Annotated in this window: 16 protein-coding genes; 4 read left to right on the top strand and 12 right to left on the bottom strand. The window is 62.1% G+C overall.

The genetic code is table 11. The features are described 5' to 3' along the window. The 4 genes from K5607_RS12045 to dapE all read right to left on the bottom strand — a co-directional run bounded on the left by K5607_RS12045 (position 1) and on the right by dapE (position 3,356). Positions 1-591, bottom strand: a complete 591-nt coding sequence (locus K5607_RS12045) for a UbiX family flavin prenyltransferase (RefSeq protein WP_054774975.1) — start codon at positions 589-591, stop codon at positions 1-3. Then, a complete protein-coding gene (gene pip, locus K5607_RS12040) occupies positions 588-1,541 on the bottom strand; it encodes a prolyl aminopeptidase (protein ID WP_221047143.1) in 954 nt (317 codons plus the stop codon). Before pip ends, K5607_RS12045 begins: the two co-directional genes overlap by 4 nt. A 170-nt stretch (positions 1,542-1,711) precedes the next feature. Next, positions 1,712-2,203 (bottom strand): SEC-C metal-binding domain-containing protein, encoded by a 492-nt coding sequence (locus K5607_RS18260; RefSeq protein ID WP_343222904.1) that lies wholly within the window; start codon positions 2,201-2,203, stop codon positions 1,712-1,714. Between the two features lie 25 nt (positions 2,204-2,228). Beyond that, the gene (gene dapE, locus K5607_RS12030) at positions 2,229-3,356 is read right to left on the bottom strand and encodes a succinyl-diaminopimelate desuccinylase (RefSeq protein ID WP_221047142.1); all 1,128 of its coding nucleotides are present in this window, start codon (positions 3,354-3,356) and stop codon (positions 2,229-2,231) included. Between the two features lie 197 nt (positions 3,357-3,553). Here dapE and K5607_RS12025 point away from each other — a divergent pair, with 197 nt between their 5' ends. Further along, positions 3,554-5,449, top strand: a complete 1,896-nt coding sequence (locus K5607_RS12025) for a FapA family protein (protein ID WP_221047141.1) — start codon at positions 3,554-3,556, stop codon at positions 5,447-5,449. Here K5607_RS12025 and K5607_RS12020 read toward each other — a convergent pair. Then, complete coding sequence (locus tag K5607_RS12020; RefSeq protein ID WP_221047140.1) at positions 5,446-5,799, bottom strand: ArsC family reductase; 354 nt, start codon at positions 5,797-5,799, stop codon at positions 5,446-5,448. The two genes, K5607_RS12025 and K5607_RS12020, sit on opposite strands and share 4 nt — an antisense overlap. Before the next feature lie 251 nt (positions 5,800-6,050). On the opposite strand from K5607_RS12020, the gene fliB reads away from it, so the two are divergent. After that, positions 6,051-7,316 carry a flagellin lysine-N-methylase gene (fliB, locus tag K5607_RS12015; RefSeq protein ID WP_221047138.1) on the top strand — a complete coding sequence of 422 codons (1,266 nt, stop codon included), beginning with the start codon at positions 6,051-6,053 and terminating at the stop codon, positions 7,314-7,316. Between the two features lie 12 nt (positions 7,317-7,328). On the opposite strand, the gene K5607_RS12010 is transcribed toward fliB, so the two are convergent. The 4 genes from K5607_RS12010 to glyQ all read right to left on the bottom strand — a co-directional run bounded on the left by K5607_RS12010 (position 7,329) and on the right by glyQ (position 11,690). Beyond that, a complete protein-coding gene (locus K5607_RS12010; protein WP_221047136.1) occupies positions 7,329-8,087 on the bottom strand; it encodes a lysophospholipid acyltransferase family protein in 759 nt (252 codons plus the stop codon). Next, positions 8,053-8,589, bottom strand: a complete 537-nt coding sequence (gmhB, locus tag K5607_RS12005) for a D-glycero-beta-D-manno-heptose 1,7-bisphosphate 7-phosphatase (RefSeq protein WP_054772920.1) — start codon at positions 8,587-8,589, stop codon at positions 8,053-8,055. The genes K5607_RS12010 and gmhB overlap by 35 nt, the downstream gene beginning before the upstream one ends. 106 nt (positions 8,590-8,695) lie before the next feature. Continuing rightward, positions 8,696-10,771 (bottom strand): glycine--tRNA ligase subunit beta, encoded by a 2,076-nt coding sequence (gene glyS, locus K5607_RS12000; protein ID WP_221047135.1) that lies wholly within the window; start codon positions 10,769-10,771, stop codon positions 8,696-8,698. Further along, positions 10,764-11,690, bottom strand: a complete 927-nt coding sequence (gene glyQ, locus K5607_RS11995; RefSeq protein ID WP_054772921.1) for a glycine--tRNA ligase subunit alpha — start codon at positions 11,688-11,690, stop codon at positions 10,764-10,766. Before glyQ ends, glyS begins: the two co-directional genes overlap by 8 nt. 401 nt (positions 11,691-12,091) lie before the next feature. Here glyQ and K5607_RS11990 point away from each other — a divergent pair, with 401 nt between their 5' ends. Beyond that, positions 12,092-14,758 (top strand): HD domain-containing protein, encoded by a 2,667-nt coding sequence (locus K5607_RS11990; protein WP_221047134.1) that lies wholly within the window; start codon positions 12,092-12,094, stop codon positions 14,756-14,758. Positions 14,759-14,967: 209 nt separating this feature from the next. Next, positions 14,968-15,471 (top strand): BCAM0308 family protein, encoded by a 504-nt coding sequence (locus tag K5607_RS11985; RefSeq protein WP_221047133.1) that lies wholly within the window; start codon positions 14,968-14,970, stop codon positions 15,469-15,471. Positions 15,472-15,746: 275 nt separating this feature from the next. Here K5607_RS11985 and K5607_RS11980 read toward each other — a convergent pair whose 3' ends face one another. The 3 genes from K5607_RS11980 to K5607_RS11970 are packed head-to-tail and all read right to left on the bottom strand — an operon-like array spanning position 15,747 to position 18,274. Then, on the bottom strand, positions 15,747-16,280 hold the full coding sequence (locus K5607_RS11980; protein ID WP_054772922.1) for a hypothetical protein: 534 nt from the start codon (positions 16,278-16,280) through the stop codon (positions 15,747-15,749). Next, a complete protein-coding gene (locus K5607_RS11975) occupies positions 16,280-16,819 on the bottom strand; it encodes an FMN-binding protein (protein WP_221047132.1) in 540 nt (179 codons plus the stop codon). Before K5607_RS11975 ends, K5607_RS11980 begins: the two co-directional genes overlap by 1 nt. An 18-nt stretch (positions 16,820-16,837) precedes the next feature. Further along, positions 16,838-18,274, bottom strand: a complete 1,437-nt coding sequence (locus tag K5607_RS11970) for a hypothetical protein (protein ID WP_221047131.1) — start codon at positions 18,272-18,274, stop codon at positions 16,838-16,840. Positions 18,275-18,280: the final 6 nt, after the last annotated feature.

Below are 18,280 nucleotides of genomic sequence, written 5' to 3'. Positions count from 1 at the left end.
TCAGTCGGGCGGCTGCTTGAGCCCTTCCCACGGCTGGTAAAGATGGTCCGCCGCCACGCCGAACAGGGCCAGGATGCGTCCCACGGTTTCGTCGATGAGCTTTTCCAGCGTTTTCTCGCCGCCGTAAAACGCCGGCAGGGGCGGGTAGATGATGCCGCCCATTTCGGTGACGGCGGCCATGTTGCGGATATGGGCCAGGTTGAGGGGCGTTTCCCGCGGCACCACCACCAGGCGGCGGCGTTCCTTCAGCGTCACGTCGGCGGCGCGGCTGATGAGGTTGTCGCCGAAGCCGTGGGCCATGGCCGCCAGGGTTTTCATGGAACAGGGGGCGACGATCATGCCGGCGGTGACGAAACCGCCGCTGGCGATGCTGGCGGCGATGTCGTCGATGCCGTGGGTCACGTCGGCCCAGGCGCGGATGTCCTGGCGGCTCAGGTTCAGCTCGTGCTTGAGGTTGAGCAGCCCGGCGTCTGAGATGACCAGATGGGTTTCCCAGCCGCCGATCTCCCGCAGCACTTGCAGCAAGCGCAAGCCGTACACGGCGCCGGTGGCGCCGGTCATGCCGATGACCAGCCGTTGCGGGCGGTTCATGGCTGTAGCCTCTCGGCCATGCGGTCGGCGGCGTCCACCAGGGCGTCGATCATGGAGTCTCCTTCGGCGATGTGGCCGGCGTCGGGCAGGATGCGCAGTTCCGATTCCGGCAGGGTTTGGTGCAGGGAAAACGCCGCTTCCGCGACGCATACCAGATCCTTGCGGCCGTGGATGACGACGGCCGGCAGGTGGGCGATGGCGGGGCAGTTATCGAGAATCTGATTGTCCGCCAGGAAGTAGCGATGGGCGGCGTAGTGCAGCTCGATACGGGCCTTGTGCAATTGTTCTTGGGACAAATGCTTGTCCAGGGGCGCCGGGTCGAAGTCCTCGCCCAGGGTCACCTGGCCGCCCCACAACATCCAGGCGCGGGCGGCGCGGCGCTGGGCCAGTTCGTCGTCGCCGGTGATCTGCGCGTAGAGGTGGGGGATGGGGGCGTCGCGGTGTTCCGGCGGAACGCTGTGCAGGAAGCGCTGCCAGGCTTCCGGATAGATGCGGCCGGCGCCGGCGCCGAGGAACCAGTCCAGGTCGCTGGGGCGGGCGAGGAAACTGCCGCGCAGCACCAGGCCCAGTACGCGCTTGGGGTGCTTTTGCGCGTACAGCAGCGCCAAGGCGGCGCCCCAGGAGCCGCCGAACAGCAGCCAGCGCTCGATCCCCAGCTTTTTGCGCACCGCTTCCAAATCTTCCAGCAAATGGGTCGTGGTGTTGTGCTGCAAGCCGCCGTGGGGCGTGGAACGGCCGGCGCCGCGCTGGTCCAGCAGGACGGCGCGGTAGCGGGCGGGGTCGAAGAAGCCGCGGTGGTGGAGCTTGCAGCCGGCGCCCGGGCCGCCGTGCAGGAAGAGCACCGGCAACCCCTGGGGATTGCCGCATTCCTCCACGCATACGTGGTGCCCGTGGCCCACGGCGAGTTTGTGGACCGCGAACGGTTCGATGGGGGCATACAAGCTTTTCATGGTTTCATTCTAGCAGCCGGTCGGCGGCGGCAGCGGGCCAAGCGCTTTTCTTCCGAGCGGAGGCGGCGGGATTAAGGCGTGGGCGTTCGACACGCCCCGCCTAAGGCGCGGACGGTTCCCTTGGGCGGCGCGCCGCCAAGAAGCGTCCGCGCGATCCGGTCAGCGTTCGCTCAAGCGCCGCAGCATTTCTTGAATTTCTTGCCGCTGCCGCAGGGGCAGGGATCGTTGCGGCCGGTTTTGGGGGATTCCCGCACGATGGGGTCGTGGCTGGCCGCCACTTCGTCGTCGATGTTGAGGAATTCCACGAGGGGGACGGGATTGTCGTCGCCGAACTCCTGTTCCCGCTTGTCCTCCGGCACGGCGGCGAGGTCGACGATGCCGAGGATGGTGAACAGCGGGTTGGCTTGGCGGCTGTTCTCTTTGGCGGTTTTGGCGAAGGCTTGCGTATCCAGCACCACCACCGGGCATTGCGGGCAAAAACTGCCGTCGCGGTTGCCGGTGAGATACGGCGTGTTGTTCTTCTTTTCGCGGATCACCATCACGTAGCAGTGGTAGTCTGGTTCCAGTGCCGCGCCGCATTCGGGGCAGGCGGCGGCGTTGTCCAGGGCGTCGCTCCAGTAGCGGCGGCGGGGCAGGGTGGCGGAGAATTTCTTGTCGGTCATGGCGGTGTCCGTTTTATGGCGGGTTTTATAGCAGCAGGCCTTGCATGACCTTTTGGTAAACGGCGGCGAGCTTTTCCAAGTCTTCCACCGGCACGTGCTCGTCGATTTTGTGGATGGATTCGTTCAGCGGCCCCAGCTCCACCACTTCCGCGCCGGTGGGGGCGATGAAACGGCCGTCGGAGGTGCCGCCGCCGGTGTCGGGGCGGGCCGGGGCGCCCAGCACTTCGGTCAGGGCGGATTGCACCGCGCCGACCAGGGCCTGGCCTTGGGTGAGAAACGGCTTGCCGGAGGAGTGCCAGTTCAGCTCGTAATCCAGCCCGTGCTTGTCCAGGATGGCGCCGACGCGATGCTTGATGATGCCTTCGTTCAGCTCGGTGGAATAACGCAGGTTGAACAGCACCGCCAGTTCGCCCGGCGCGACGTTTTCCGCGCCGGTGCCGGCGTGGATGTTGGACACTTGGAAACTGGTGGGCGGGAAAAATTCGTTGCCTTCGTCCCACACTTCCTTGGCCAGCTCGTCCAGGGCCGGGGCGAACTTCAGGATGGGATTCCTCACCCGCTCCGGGTAGGCGACGTGGCCCTGCACGCCGAACACTTTCAATCGGCCCGACAGGGAACCGCGCCGGCCGACGCGGATCACGTCCCCCAGCCGGTCGAAGCTGGACGGTTCGCCCACCAGGCACCAGTCGATGCTTTCCTGCCGCCCTTGCAGCACTTCCACCACCTTCACCACGCCGTCGCTGGCATCGCCTTCCTCGTCGCTGGTCAGCAAGAGGGCGATGGAGCCCCGGTGGTCGGGATGCTGGGCGACGAAACGTTCCGCCGCCACCACCATGGCCGCCACCCCGCTTTTCATGTCCGCCGCGCCGCGGCCGTACAGCTTGCCGGCGCGGATGGCGGGCTCGAACGGCGGCGAGGTCCATTTATCCTCCGGGCCGGACGGCACCACATCGGTGTGGCCGAGGAACACGAACAGCGGGTTGGCCGTGCCGCGCCGCAGCCACAGGTTTTTGGTGTCGCCGAAGTTGAGCCATTCGGCTTTGAAGCCCAACGGTTCCAGGCGTTCGACGACGATCTCCATGCAGCCGGCATCGTCCGGGGTGAGGGAACGGCGGCGGATGAGCGCTTGGGTGAGTTGCAGGGTGTCGGTCATGTCGGGGTGGCGTGCGGTTTGATGTCCAAGTCGATGAAAGGCCGGCGGCCGGCGTTGGCAAGGCGGGGATTATAACCGCCCCGGGGCGTTTGTCGGTTCCAGGGCGAAATCCCCGCTTGCAGTTGGCGCGCGGGCGTTTTTCGCGGAATATAGGGCCGATGGAAGCGACGACTAACCACCAGGACCCAACAAGCACGATGCTCGAGCCAAGGCTAGCGAATTGCCGTTTGCTGTTGTCCCATTCCGATGGGGCCGGCGACACCCATGTTCTCGTCAGCGAAGACCGCATGAGCCTCTATTTGGCCGTCAGCAGCGTCGACGGCAGGAAAAGGCCCACCCTGCGCAGCATCAAGACGCTGCTGGCGGAAAAAGGCGTGGTGGCGAAAATCGACGAGCACTTGGTCGAAAGCATGCTGGCCGGCCTGCTCGAACCGTTCAGCGCCACGTCCTATACGAAAATCGCTGCGGGCGTCGCCCCGGTCGACGGCGAAAACAGCCGTTTGCAGCCTTGCTTCACGACGCCGGACGGCGCGGTGAAACAAGGCGATGAGTTGGCCGCGATGCTGGCGCCGGGCGAAGGCCGCTTCGGCGTCGACGTGTTCGGCGAGCATATCCCCGCCCGGCCGGGGGAGGCGCTGGAGATTCGCTTGGGCGAAAACGCCGTATACGACGAGGCGGGGGAGAGGATCGTCGCGGCGGCCGACGGCTACGCGGCGGTGGTCGGCAACGCCGTGGCCGTGTCGCCCTGCTTCCGGGTGACGGTCGACGCGGACGGCTACCGGGCGACGGTCTCCTTCGACCATCCCGAGGCCGGCTTGCCGGAGTTGCTGCGTTATCTCGGCGGTCTCGGCATCGTTTTCGGCATTTCCCAAGAGGCGCTGAAACAAGCGTTCGCCCAGGGCGAGGCGGCAGGCGTGGTCGCCGCCGAAGGCGTCAAGCCGGTGCCGGGGCAGGACGCGGAAATCGAGTTCCGCTTCGCCCGTCGGCCCGGCTGGCAGACCATCGATGCCCAGCACTGGAAGCTGCAACACCAGAATCCCCTGGCCATGTTCGATGCGGGGGAGCGGCTGGTGGTGCTGAAACCGGCCGTGCCGGGCAAGCCCGGCAAGACCGTGCTGGGGACGGAGGTGCCGGTGGCGCCGGTGCATCGGGCGGCCATCGTCGCCGGCAAGAACGTTGCGCAGGAAACCGTCGACGGCGTGCAGGCGTTTTCCGGAAAAATACGCGGTGCGCCGATTTTGCACGGCAACACGCTGGATGTGGTGGACGAGTACGTCGTCGAGGGGGACGCGCGTCCGGACGGCGGCGAAATCCGTTTCGCCGGCAACGTGGTAATCCGGGGCGATGTCGCCAGCGGTGACGTCATTTATTCGGACCGGGACATCGTCGTCAAAGGCGCGGTGTACGACGCCACCCTTCATGCCAAGGGCAATATCGTCGTGGATTCCGGTATCCACGGCGCCAAGGCCGGCAAGGTGGTCTGCGGCGGCAATCTAACCGCCAAATACCTGGACGATTGCTGCATCGAAGTGGCGGGGGACGTGGTGATCGCCAACGAAATCATCGCTTCCCACGTTTATTGCCTGGGTGTCGTCCGCTGCGGCAACGGTTCGATTTACGGCGGCGAGGTCGTGGCCCTGAAGGGCGTGGAGGCCAAGCACCTCGGCAACGCCAGCTACATGAAAACTCGGGTGGTGGCCGGCAGGGACTATACCTTGCTGCGGGAGCTGAAGCAGCACGATCACCAAAAAAACGCGCTCAACGCCGAGCGGGTGAAAATCAACGATCAGGTCCAGCAGTACAAAGTCCATCCCGAGGTCCTGGCCCATATCTCGGCGACGCAACGCCAGGAACTGCGCGGCTTGCTGCTGCGCTTGACGGAAATCGCCAAGCAGATGGAGGAAGCCGATGCCCGCTTCCACGAAGGCAAGCAGCGCGAGCTGGCGGCCGGCGTGCGGGAAATCCTGGTCCGCAAGGGCGTTTATCCCGGCGTGTACGTGGAAATGGGCGGGGCTTGCCTGGAGGTTCGCGAAGAGGTGGCGGGGCCGGTCAAAATCGCCTTCGACGGCAAAGTTACCTTCATTCGGGGCTAGGTCGCCTGGGGCGTCGGCGGCCAGGGCCGGTTGGGGTCGAAGCCGATCAGGAACGCGCCGTCGTATTCCAGCACCGGCCGCTTGATGAGGCTGGGCTGGGCCAGCATCAGTTCCAGCGCTTTGGCCCGATCCACGCCGCTCTTGGCGGCATCGTCCAATTGGCGCCAGGTGGTGCCTTTGCGGTTGAGCAGGGTTTCCCAGCCCAGGGCGGCTTCAAAACGCTCCAGCATGGCGCGATCCAGGCCATCGGCGCGGAAGTCGTGGAAGCGGTAATCCGCGCTGCGTTCCTCCAGCCAGCGGCGGGCTTTTTTCACGGTGTCGCAGTTTTTGATGCCGTAAAGCGTGGTCATGGCGGATCCGGGATTAGGGAAAAGCGGCCCATTATAGCGGGCGAGCCCGGTTCCGATTTCGTTTGCTCCCGGGCGGCGTTTTTTGCACGGCGGGCTTAGGGGTAAGCCCGCGGTAAGCCTGCGGCGTCACGATATGCGCCAACGCGGTCACAGCGCGGCCAGGACGCCTTGAAGCAGCGGCGCGGCTGCTGGCATAGTCGCCCGACCGCGGTGTTTAGCGCCGCCACCCAAAAGCCATCGCAGCCTCCCCTATGACCACGCTACCGCCGGTTCTGACGCCGGATTATTACGCCGACTTTCATTGCCTCGGGGCGGAATGCGAGGACAACTGTTGCGTCGGCTGGACCATCACCGTCGATCGCGATACCTACGACGCCTATCAAAACCACCCGAATCCTGAGCTGGCGCCTTTGTTCCGGCGTTCCGTGCGAAAAAATCCGGCGTACGAAGAGCCGCCGCCGCGGGAATACGGCATCCTGCAATTGACCGAAGAAAAACGCTGTCCGTTTCTCGACGAGAGCCAGCTGTGCCGCATCCATAAAGCCCTGGGCGAATCGGCGTTGCCCGATGTGTGCGCCATGTTTCCCCGGGTGGTCAACAGCTTCGGCGACAAAGCCGAGTACGCCTTGACCCTGGCCTGTCCTGAGGTCGTGCGGGTGGCGCTGTTGCGGCCGGAGCCCATCCGTTTCGTGATGGGAGAGCAATCCTCCGAGTTGATCCGGCGTAATAGCGTTACGCGCCGTTTTCCTCCCAGCGGAAACCTGCCGGCGGATCAGATGCTGGTGTGGAGCGAGCTGCGTTTTTTCAGCATCGAGGTGCTGCAGCGCCGCGGCGTCAGCGTCAACACGCGGTTGGCGCTGCTGGGCTTATTCGCGGAGCACATCGACCGGGAAATGGGCAGGAAAGGGTTTCGCGATATGGGCGCGTTGCGGCTCGTCATCGACGAATACTCCCAGGCGCTGGAGGTGGCCGAAACGGTGGAGGCCCAGCTGCTCCAGTCGGGGCCGAACCAGCGGTTCAAGCTCTATGTCATCGGCGGCATCCTTTCCGGCTCCCTGGCGAACGGCGCCAAGCCCAGGCTGGCCGAATGCCTGGTGGACGCCTTGGATACTTTCCATGGCGGGGGGCAGGCGTTGCAGGACGACGCGATCGTGGCCCGCTACGAGGCGGCCTACCGCGATTATTACAAGCCGTTTTTCGCCGAGCGCGAGTACATTCTGGAAAATTACCTGGTCAGCGAGGCGTTTCGCCGCTTATTCCCCATCGTCGGCGCCAGCGCCATGGAGGCTTATCGCGAGCTGGTGTGCAACTACGCCATCGTCCGTTTCATGCTGGTGGGCATGGCGGGGAAGCACGGGGGGGTGACCGACGCGCTGGTGGTCAAGCTGATCCGGGCGTTTACCGAAAAAGCCAGCCACGACCGCGAGTACATTCCAAAGCTGTTGCAGCGGCTGAGGGAAGAAAACAGCCAGTCCTTAACCCATATGCTGTGGTTGCTGCGGGAGCACGACGAGTAGCCGGCGCTCCCTTCACGGCTGGCGGGCTTGGCTGATTTCCGCCATTTGCGCTTCGATCCAATGCTCGGCCAGATCGACGATTTCCTGGGCCTTGTGCCGGGTGGTGTCGATGGGCGGTCCGATGCGCACCTGGATGACGCCGGGGCGCTTGAGGAAGCCGTTCCTGGGCCAGAATTCCCCCGCGTTGTGCGCCACCGGCACCACCGGGCAGCCGGCGCGCTGGGCCAGCATGCCGCCGCTGCCGGCGTACTTGCCTTTTTGTCCGGGCGGCACGCGGGTGCCTTCCGGGAACAGCACCACCCAGCGGCCCTGGTTGAGGCGATGCTCGCCTTGCTGCAACAACTGCTTCAACGCGGCCGACTTGGCGCCCCGGTCGATCGCGATGGGTTCGCAGGTGTCCATGGCCCAGCCCCATACGGGGATTTTCAGCAGCTCCCGCTTCAGCACGAAAGCCATGGGCGGAAAGATCGCCTGCAGGGCGATGGTTTCCCAGGCGGACTGGTGCTTGCTCAGGATCACGCCGTTTTGCGGCGGGATGTGCTCGACGCCGTGCACTTCGTAGCGCAAGCCGCAGATTTTCTCCAGGGCCGCCAGCACCGAACGCACCCAATATTGCGCCAGGCCGTAACGGACGGCGAAAGGCGCTTTGCGCCTGAGCACCATCACCGGCCCGATAACCAGGGTGATGAGGCACATCACGGCGAAAAACGCCGCGGAGCGCAGGATGAGGCCCAGCCTAGGCTTGGGCGATGAGGTGCTGGACGGCGTCATACAAATCCTCGAAGACGGGGTAGGGCAAATGGGGATGGCCGGCCTGGGTGCGCAGGCCCTTGCCGGTTTTCACCAGCATGGGCCGGCAGCCCACGGCGGCGGCGGCTTGCAAATCGCGGTAAGAATCGCCGATGGCCGGGACGCCGCGCAAGTCGGCGCCGGTGTCGCGGGCGAATCGCTCGAACAGGCCGGTTTTCGGCTTGCGGCAATCGCAGCCGTCGTCCGGTCCGTGCGGGCAGAAATAAATGCGGTCCAGTTGCCCTCCGGCCGTTTGCACCAGACTCCGCATTTTGTCGTGCATGGCTTCCAAGGCGTCCAGGCCGAACAGGCCGCGAGCGATGCCGGACTGGTTGGTGATGACGGCGATGCGGTAGCCGTGCCGGCTCAGCTCGGCCATGGCCTCGACGCTGCGGGGGATGGGAACCCATTCGTCCGGGGACTTGATGAAGGCGTCGGAGTCCCGGTTGATGACGCCGTCGCGGTCGAGGATGATCCAGGGCATGGGGTAGCGGTTGTGGATTTCGATGTGGGTTGGGTTAGGCGGTCCTCCGCCGTAACCCAACGAATCGCGGTAAACGTCGGGTTACGCTGGGCTAACCCGACCTACCTTAGCCGGCCTGCAAGCGGGAAATATCGGCGATGTCCAGGAACAAGCCTTCCAGCAACGCCAACAGCCCCAAGCGGTTCTGCCGCACGGCGGCGTCTTCCGCCATTACCATCACGCCGTCGAAGAAGGCGTCCACTTCCGGCCGCAGCTGCGCCAGGCGTTTCAATGCGCCCGTGTAGTCGCGGTTTTCCAGCTGGTAGAGCGTGTCGGTGCGGGCTTGCTTGGCCGCTTCGAACAGCGCCTTCTCGGCGCTTTCCTGCAACAGCGCCGCGTCCACGTTGCCCACCGTTTCGCCTTCCGCCTTGCGCAGGATGTTGCGGATGCGCTTGTTCGCGGCGGCCAGGGCTTCGGCTTCCGGCAGCTGGCGGAACTCGGCCACGGCGGCCAGGCGGCGGGCGAAGTCGTGCAGACTGCCGGGGGCGACGCCCAGCACCGCCTCGAATTCGTCCGGCGTGTGGCCCTTGTCCAGGCTGTAGCTCTTCAGGCGTTCGTGGATGAAATCCAGCACCGCCTTCTGCGTGGCGTCCTTGTCGAAGGGATGGTGCAGTGCGGCCAGGGCGTGGCCCAGCAGTTCCGGCAGGTCGAATTCCAGGCCTTTCTCGATGGCGATGCGCACCACGCCCAAGGCGGCGCGGCGCAGGGCGTAGGGGTCCTTGTCGCCGGTGGGGATCAGGCCGGCGCTGAAAATGCCGGTGAGGGTGTCGACCTTTTCCGCCAAGGACAGTACTTGCCCCACTTGGCTGGCGGGCAGCTCGCCGCCGGCCCCTTTCGGCATGTACTGTTCTTCGATGGCCTGGGCCACTTCCGCCGGTTCGCCTTCGGCCAGGGCGTAATAGCGGCCCATGGTGCCTTGCAGCTCGGGGAATTCGCCGACCATTTCCGTCAAGAGGTCCGCCTTGGCCAGATAGGCGGCGCGCTGGGCCAGGGTGCCGTCGGCGGAGAGCTGTTCCGCCAGATCCTGGGCCAGCTTCTGCACCCGCTGGGTTTTTTCCAGCAAAGTGCCCAGCTTGTTCTGGAACACGATGTTGCCTAGGGCCGGCACGCGGCTTTCCAGGGTTTTCTTGCGGTCCTGGTTCCAGAAGAACTCGCCGTCCGCCAGGCGCGGGCGCACCACGCGCTCGTTGCCCTTGCGCACCGAGTCGGGGTTCTTGCTTTCCAGGTTGGCGAAGGTGATGAAGTGGGGCAGCAGCTTGCCGGCCGTGTCCTTCACCGGGAAGTACTTCTGGTTGGCCTGCATGGTGGTGATGGGCACTTCCTGAGGCAGGGCCAGGTAGCGGGCGTCGAAGCCGCCCAGCACCGGGGCCGGCCATTCCACCAGGGCGGCGACCTCGTCCAGCAGGTCTTCCTCGATGTGGGCGATGCCGTGCACCCCGGCGGCGGCTTCGTTGGCGCGCAGGCGGATCTGCTCGCGGCGCTCGGCGAAATTGGCGGTGACTTTGGCGGCGCGCAGCTGGTCGGCGTATTCCGCCGCGCTGTTCAGCGCGATGGCGGCCGGATAGTGGAAACGGTGGCCGTAGGTGAGCTTGCCGGCGGGGATGTCGAGGATGTCGCAAGGTACCACTTCACCGCCGAACAGCAGCACCACCCACTGCACCGGCCGGACGAATTCCGCCGTTCCTGCGCCCCAGCGCATGCGCTTGGCGATGGGCAGGCCGGCCAGGGCCTGGCGCAGGATGTCGGGCACCAGTTGTTGGGCGGCTTGGCCCTTGATGTGCTGGTGGTAGCCCAGCCACTCGCCCTTGTCGGTCTTCAAGGTGATGAGCTGGTCTACCGTCGTGCCGCAGCTGCGGGCGAAGCCCTCGGTGGCCTTGGTCGGCTGGCCGTCCGCACCGTAGGCGGCGTTCAGCGCCGGACCGCGCTTCTCCACGCTCTGGTCCGGCTGCTGCACCGCCAGCTCCTTGATCCACAGCGCCAGGCGGCGCGGCGTGGCGTAGGAGACGATCTCGCCGTGGGGCAGGGCGGCTTTGGCAAGGCCGGCACGCACGCCGCTTTCCAGGGCGCGGGACAGGGTCAGCAGGGACTTGGGCGGCAGTTCTTCCGTGCCCAGTTCGAACAGCAGGTCGCGGGTATTAGCCATTGGCTTTGCCTCCTTGCAACATGGGGAAGCCGAGGCTCTCGCGCTTCTGGTAATAGCTCTCCGCCACGGATTTGGCCAGCTCGCGCACCCGGAGGATGTAGCGCTGGCGCTCTGTGACGGAAATGGCGCGGCGGGCGTCCAGCAGGTTGAAGGCGTGGGAGGCTTTCAGCACCTGGTCGTAGGCCGGCAGGGGCAGGTCCGCGCCGATCAGGCTGCGGCACTGGCTTTCGGCGTTGTCGAAAGCGGAGAACAGGAATTCCACGGGAGCGTGCTCGAAGTTGTAGGCGGACATTTCCACTTCATTCTGGTGATACACGTCGCCATAGGTGACGACGCCTTGCGGGCCCTTGGCCCAGGTCAGGTCGAAAACGCTTTCCACGCCTTGCAGATACATGGCGATGCGCTCCAGGCCGTAAGTGATTTCCCCGGACACCGGCCGGCAGTCCAGGCCGCCCACCTGCTGGAAATAGGTGAACTGGGTGACTTCCATGCCGTTGAGCCACACTTCCCAGCCCAAGCCCCAGGCGCCCAGGGTGGGCGATTCCCAGTTGTCCTCCACGAAGCGGATGTCGTGCTCCAACAGGTCCAGGCCCAGGTGGCGCAGCGAATCCAGGTACAGCTCCTGGATGTTGGCCGGCGAGGGCTTCATCAACACCTGGAACTGGTAATAGTGCTGCAAGCGGTTGGGATTCTCGCCGTAACGCCCGTCGGTGGGGCGGCGCGAAGGCTGTACGTAAGCGGTGTTCCACGGCTCCGGGCCGATGGAGCGCAGGAAAGTGGACGGATGGAAAGTGCCGGCCCCCACTTCCATGTCCAAGGGCTGCATCAGCACGCAGCCTTGCGCGGCCCAGAATTCTTGCAGGGCCAGGATCAGGTTCTGGAAAGTGGAGACGTCGCGTGGGGCTAGACTGTTTGACACGTTATTGGCCGATCGCGTGTGGATAAAGGCCAGATTATACAAGAGGGGCGGGGGGCGGCGTTAGATCGCGGGGCACTGCCCGCAGCCGCATCGGTCACGCGTCTCCTGCGTGCCGCTCCTGGCGACAGTGCTTTTGCCCCGTCTTCAGATGGCGACAATGAAGCGGTTGTTTGGGGAGAAGAGGGCGGAGTATATTTGGTTAACCCTCCGCCTTTTGTACGTTTGCTTGTACTGTGAGGCAAAAAGCAAGACCTGCCCCCCGGATTTCTTCTGGACGCTTCGCCGGCAAGCCGGCTCGCGGTCGTTAGATTTACCTTGGGCATAATCAGGAATACCAAGCAGCGTTATCTCAACTCCTATTCTGAAGAACCCGACAACCATCCACTATATTGTGACATCAAATGAATAGAAGATTTGAGAACACCACCCTATGGCAAAGGACTCTGGCAATTCAGCTTGATCCTGATCCTGAGGGGCCTAATCGCTCGCGCCTCAGAGCGGCTTACGAGACATTTCGCGAGCGGTCTGGAATGTTGGCAGCCGAAATCGCTATAGATCTTCCAGATTTTACAGTGCACGACGTTACCCATTTGGATGCGCTGTGGGAGATGGCGCAGTTAATTGCTGGTCCGAAATTTCCGCTAACTCCGGCCGAGGCATTCGTACTGGGTGGTGCATTCCTTATTCATGACTTGGGGATGGGTCTTGCTGCATATCCCGCAGGTATCGCTCAGATAGAAAACGAAGCAATTTGGATTGACACCGTTTCAGCGCTCCTCAAGGAGCAAAGCGGGAAAGTACCAACACAGATTGAAATTGCTCGCGCCCCTGACGCCATACGAAAGCATGCGACGCGGTCCGTATTGAGAGAGCTACATGCAAAGCATGCTGAGCGCCTCGCACTGATTTCCTGGAGTAATGCATCTAACGATTCTCGCGAATACTATTTGATTGATGATCCGGTATTGAGAAAGACCTATGGGCCAATAATCGGCAAGATTGCTCATAGTCATTGGTGGGCCGCCGAGAAGTTAATCGAGTACTTACCAAGTACGATTGGCGCTCCGGGTGGGTTTAGTAACGACTGGACGGTTGATCCCATTAAGCTTGCATGTATCCTGAGAACTGCAGACGCCAGCCACTTGGACGAACGGCGAGCTCCTGGTTTCTTGTCAGCGCTTCGAGGCCCAGTCGGCGCAAGCGCTGATCATTGGGTGTTTCAAGAAATGCTTTACCAGCCGAGGCTTGAATCTGATCGGCTGGTATATACCTCCAAAGATAGCTTCCCAGTAGACAAGGCTTCTGCATGGTGGACGGCCTTTGATGCCCTGAACGTTGTGGACAAAGAATTAAGGCATGTCGACGCACTTCTCGCAGATACAAATCGACCGCGACTAACAGCACGCGGGGTTTCCTACGTTGAAGACCCAATACGTCTAGCGAAACTAATTGGCACGGCAGATTGGCTACCTGTTGATGCAAAGCTAAAGGTCGGCGATGTCGCGAAGTTGGTTAGAACTCTTGGAGGTGAGCAGCTTTATGGGAAAAATTGTTTTGTTCCACTTAGAGAGTTAATTCAAAATGCCTCCGATGCAGTTAGAGCTCGCCGAATCATGGAGGAGAAACCGATAAATTGGGGCCAAGTTACGGTCCGTATTGGTCAAGATAACACTGGCCAATGGGTGGAGGTAGAAGACTGCGGCATCGGCATGTCGGAGAGCGTATTGATAGGCCCGTTCTTGGATTTCGGTACTTCCTTTTGGGGTACATCTCTAATGCACCGTGAACTTCCTGGTCTCGAGTCAAAAGGCTACGTTTCGTCAGGACAGTTCGGCATTGGCTTCTATTCAGTATTTATGTGGGGCGACAGAGTTCAAGTTATCACAAGGCGCGCAGAGCGAGCGCGTGATGAGACATTGATACTCGAATTTCAGAACGGTTTAGCTTCGAGGCCAATCCTAAGAAAAGCTAGCAGTAGCGAGTGCTTGCATGAGGGTGGGACGCGGGTTCGCGTCTGGGTAACGGACCCAATGTTCCTTCACCAGCTACTTGCCGAGTCTGACACGGGGCGCCCGTGGACTTTGGAAGAACGTTGCGCATGGCTCTGTCCTACGTTGGATGTAAACTTATTTGTGGAAGCAAAGAAGACCACGCTAGTTGTGGGTGCCTCCGATTGGATCAGCATCAAGGGCAGCAAATTGCTTCAACGTCTTTGGGGACCTGCTAGCAGGAAGAGGGATGGCGAAGTCGCTAAGCTATTAAGAACAGCAGAGCGAAACCTCCGGACGATAACAAACTCATCAGGCCATATAATCGGACGCGCCTGCATCACGCCATCTCCACCTATTTTTCGAAATTATGAGCACGTGGAAATGTCGTTGCCGGGAACCGTGACAATTGGAGGCTTTCGATCCAGTGGCCTGTTTGGGATTTGCGGTTGTCTGGTAGGAACACCGCATACTGCCGCACGCAATATCGGAGTCCCAATTGCGGAACCAGCGGCTCTTCAGCAATGGGCCACAGAACAAGCAGCAATAGCCCGAAAGGATGACCTGTCTAGTGAGCAACAGGCCGAAATAGCCTCCCTAATCCGTGTGCTCAACGGCGCTACGAAGGAGTTGCATATCGCGAAATCTGCTAATGGGTGGAAGAGCGCTGCTGACATTGCAAGTGAGTCAATTGATGACGAAGTGTTTGTGGTTCATGACGCCTCTGTTTATTTAGCTCGAAGAGAACATGGGGATTTTGCTCTCAACAAGAATGTATTTGCAGTTGAAATGGGCATGCCTGGCATCCTGGAGCATCAGGGCGGTGATGTGTGGATTGACTGGCCTGAAACGGAATCGAGAGAAGAAGAATGGAGCTCTGATTGGATATTTGACTCGAGGACATTGCAGGGGGCACTTATTGAAGCTATCGCCAACGCATGGAACGTTCCATTGGCGACGGTGCTAAAGAATGCCAAACAGAGTACTGATCGAAAGGAAATCAAGAGGGAGATTGGCTGCACTAGTTCAGGGCCTGTAATAGTCAGTGTTACAGTACTGAATAGACCAAAGCACCATTAAGGTCCCCGTTTTTAGATACGGAGGCCGCAGTTTTGGGGTCAGGTCTTGCATTTTGTCTGTGAAGCTTTGCCCCCTGGTGCCGGCTGATTGGGCTATGCTGTAAGTAAGAAGGGCGGTTCCCTGTAATCCGCCATTACTTCTTGGGCACGGACGATGCCTTAAAAGAATCCTTTGTAGTTCCCATATGTGCGCTTACCAGGAGGTGTGCCATGACCAGCCCGACAAGACACAGCGACCCCAGCCACCAACCCAGAAGGGACAGCCTGTATTCGGAGCGCGTCAGCGATCCTTACCGGGCACGGGGGAAATGGCCGGAACCCACCACCTGCCCGGACTGCGGCGCCATTTTCCATAACGGCCATTGGCAGTGGGGCGAGCCGAGAGCAGGCGCCGAGACCCATGCATGTCCGGCCTGCGAGCGCGTGCGCGACGGCGTGCCGGCTGCCGAGGTCAGGGTGAAAGGCGCTTTCTTTGCTCAGCATCGGCAGGACATTCTGAATCTGATCCATAACGCCGAAGCCAAGGCAAAAGCGGAACATGCGCTGGAGCGCATCATGAACATTGCGGAAGAAGGCGACGGTGTTCTGGTCACTTTTACCGGCGCTCACTTGGCCCATGGCGTCGGTCAAGCCGTGCACCACGCTTACCAGGGTGAATTGCATTCCGTCTACACGGACGAGGACGGCACCCTGCGCATTACCTGGAGCCGTTAAAGGCTCACTCCCCAAGCCGGCGAACCGCGCCGCCTGCTGGCGGCGGCTGGTTCCCGGCTAATCCCCGCAGCGCGTAGGTTGGGTTGAAGCGATAGCGGAAACCCAGCAATTTTCTGCACATGCTGGGTTTATCAAGCCAGCCTACAACTCGGCAAAGAAGAAAACCGTCACCCGCATTCGTAGGGCGCCGAGCGCTCTTCCGCGTATTGCTCCGCATGGGGGGCGGCTTTTGTGTGGCTGGGCGGGGCGCCGGAAACGCCAAGCACACGGCGTGGCTATTTATGCCGGCGCTTGCTGTGGCGGTGTTTATGGGAATGCGGGGCCGACAGGTGCTTGCGCTGGTAGTACAGCGACAGGCTGCAAAACACCAGCAGGGCTAGCAGGCTGGCTTCCAGTGCCAGGAAGGCGCCGATCTTGAAATAGGCGAAGTGGGGGTGGACGAAGCGCACCAGCCAGCCGGCGCCTTCGTCGGCCAGGGCGGAGAAGAAGGTGAGGCCGGTGAGCCAGAGTTTGGGGCCCATGGCCAGCGGGGTGAACAGCAGCAGGTGGGTGAGGGTGAGCACCAGCATGCCCATGGCGAACAGGTGGAAGTGGCTGACTTCCAGCAGGGTTTGGTAGCTGATGGGCTTGGTGAACTTTTCTTCCGAGCCCAGGTAGTAGTCGATGACCGATTGGGGCGCGAGGCTCATCTTGTGGAAGAACATCAGGCCGTTGCTGATCCACAGCAGCAGGACGTAGCCGAGGAACAGCAGGACGATGGTGTTGATGGTGAGCTGGCGGTTTTGCTCGCCGGTGACGAAAAATCGCATCAGTGCGGGTTTCCGGCCAGGGCGGTGCGGTACACGGCCAGCACTTTGCGGGCCGAGTCCACGGCGGAGCGGGTGCTGAGGGTGGCGCCGCTGATGGCGTCGATGCCGTTGCCCAGCCGCATGGCTTCCAGCGGCTTTTTCAGCAGCAGGTTGTACCAGCGTTGCGGCGGCTGGTACTCCGGCGGTTCGTGGAAGGCCAGCACTTCGACTTTTTCCAGTTCGCCGGCCGGGGACAATACCAGCAGCAGCGTTTCCGGGTGGCTGCGCACGGTGTGGGTTTCGATGGCGGCGTAGCCCAGCACCTGTTCGCCGCGCTTGCCGACGTAAAAGGTGTACAGCTGGGATTCCAGTTTCGCCTGGGCCAGCTGTTCGATTTGCGCGGTTTGGGCGTCGCTGAGGAACAGGGGCTTGGTTTCCACCGTGGCGCCTTCGCCGAAAGCCAGTTGGAACGCTTCCTCTTTGCTGTAGTAAACGACGGCGTTGGCGTTGCCGGCGGTCAAAGCGAGCAGGGTCAGTCCGATGGCTAGGGTTCGGCGCATGGCGTTGTCATTGGTCGGTTAGAAGATAAAGCCCAGGCCCAGGTTGAACTCGTCCGCCGGTTTGCCTTGGCGCGCCGAAATATTGCGGTAGTCGGCTTTGATGGCGACGTTGCCGATGGGCTTGTAGGTGACGCCGGCTTGGTAGACTTCCTTGTTTTGCGCCGGGTCGTCGGCATAGCCGGTGGGCACGTCGGCGATTGTATCAAAGCGTTCGTAGCGCACGAAAGGCGCGAGGTACTGGTTGGAGGTCGGCATCAGGTGCGGCATGACGTCGTAGGCCCCTTCGGTGTACCAGCCGAAAGTGGCGCTGCCGATGGTTTCGCCCTTGGCGGCGCTGAGCGCGGCGGCGTTGTTCACGCGGCCCCAGGCGCCCAGGCTGCGGAATTCGAAGCCTTTGTAATGCCATTGCAGATGGCCTTCGTACAGCTGGGTAAAGGCGTTTTTCTTTAGGCCGTCGAATTTCTGGCTTTGGCCGGAGTCGCCCATGTAGGCGGAACCGCCCACCATGAGGCCGGGGACGAAGCTGGGCGAGTAGTCGACGCGGCCTACAGTGGCGAAGTTTTCCGCCTTGGCCATGCTGCCGCCTTGCGTCGCCTCTTTCCAGCCGGCGGAGGAGAAGCCGCTGGCGTCCAGGCCGTTGACCGCGTACAGGCGGTATTGCAGGCCGGGCAAGGGTTCGCCGAACAGGCCGGCGCCCATTTCGCGCCAGGTGCTGGGGATGATGCGGCGTTCCACTTCCGGACGGTAGTTGCCGTGGAAGGTGGTGGGCTCGTGCATTTCGTTGATGAAGCCCATGGGCATCAGCATCAGGCCGGCGCGGATGTTGGCGGCCGGGTGCAGCAGGAAGTCCAGTTGGGAGAATTCGACGGAGACTTCGCCTTTTTGCTCGGCGCCTTCGCCGGTGCTGGCGTGCTCGAATTCGATTTCGTTGTTGAGGATGATGCGGTCGGAGAATTTGTAGCCCAGGTACATCACCAGGCGTTCGGCGTCGATGGTGTCTTTTTTGGCGCCTTTGTCGCTGGCTTGGTTGGTGTATACCGCTTCGCCGTAGCCGCCGATGGACAGGCCTTTGTTGACGCCGTATACGCCGGAGGCGGCGGGGCCGAGGCCGTATTGGCTCTTGTATTGCTTGGACTCGGGGATCACCAGCGCCGTTTTCAGCTTTTCCACTTCGGAGGCGAGGATGTCGGTTTTGCGCTGGGCGTCGTTGCCGCCGCTTGCCGTTCCTCGTTCCTTCTTCAATACCTCGGTCTCTGCGCGCAGCTGCTTCAGCTCTTGGCCTTGGACATCGGCGAGTTCGGTTTTTTTCTTGAGCGTTTCGATTTCTTTTTGCTGCTGTTGAATGATCGCCCACATTTGATCCAAGGTGGCCGGTGGCGCGGCGGCGGCATCCAGCGCCGTCACCGCACAGGCCGTCGCTATGCTTGCCAATAGCAGTTGTTGTTTTGCGCGCATAAGAAC

The sequence above is a fragment of the Methylogaea oryzae genome (assembly GCF_019669985.1).
Lineage (GTDB): Bacteria > Pseudomonadota > Gammaproteobacteria > Methylococcales > Methylococcaceae > Methylogaea > Methylogaea oryzae.
The sequence above is the reverse complement of the archived record's forward strand: the minus strand, read 5'-3'. Positions and strand labels throughout refer to the sequence as shown.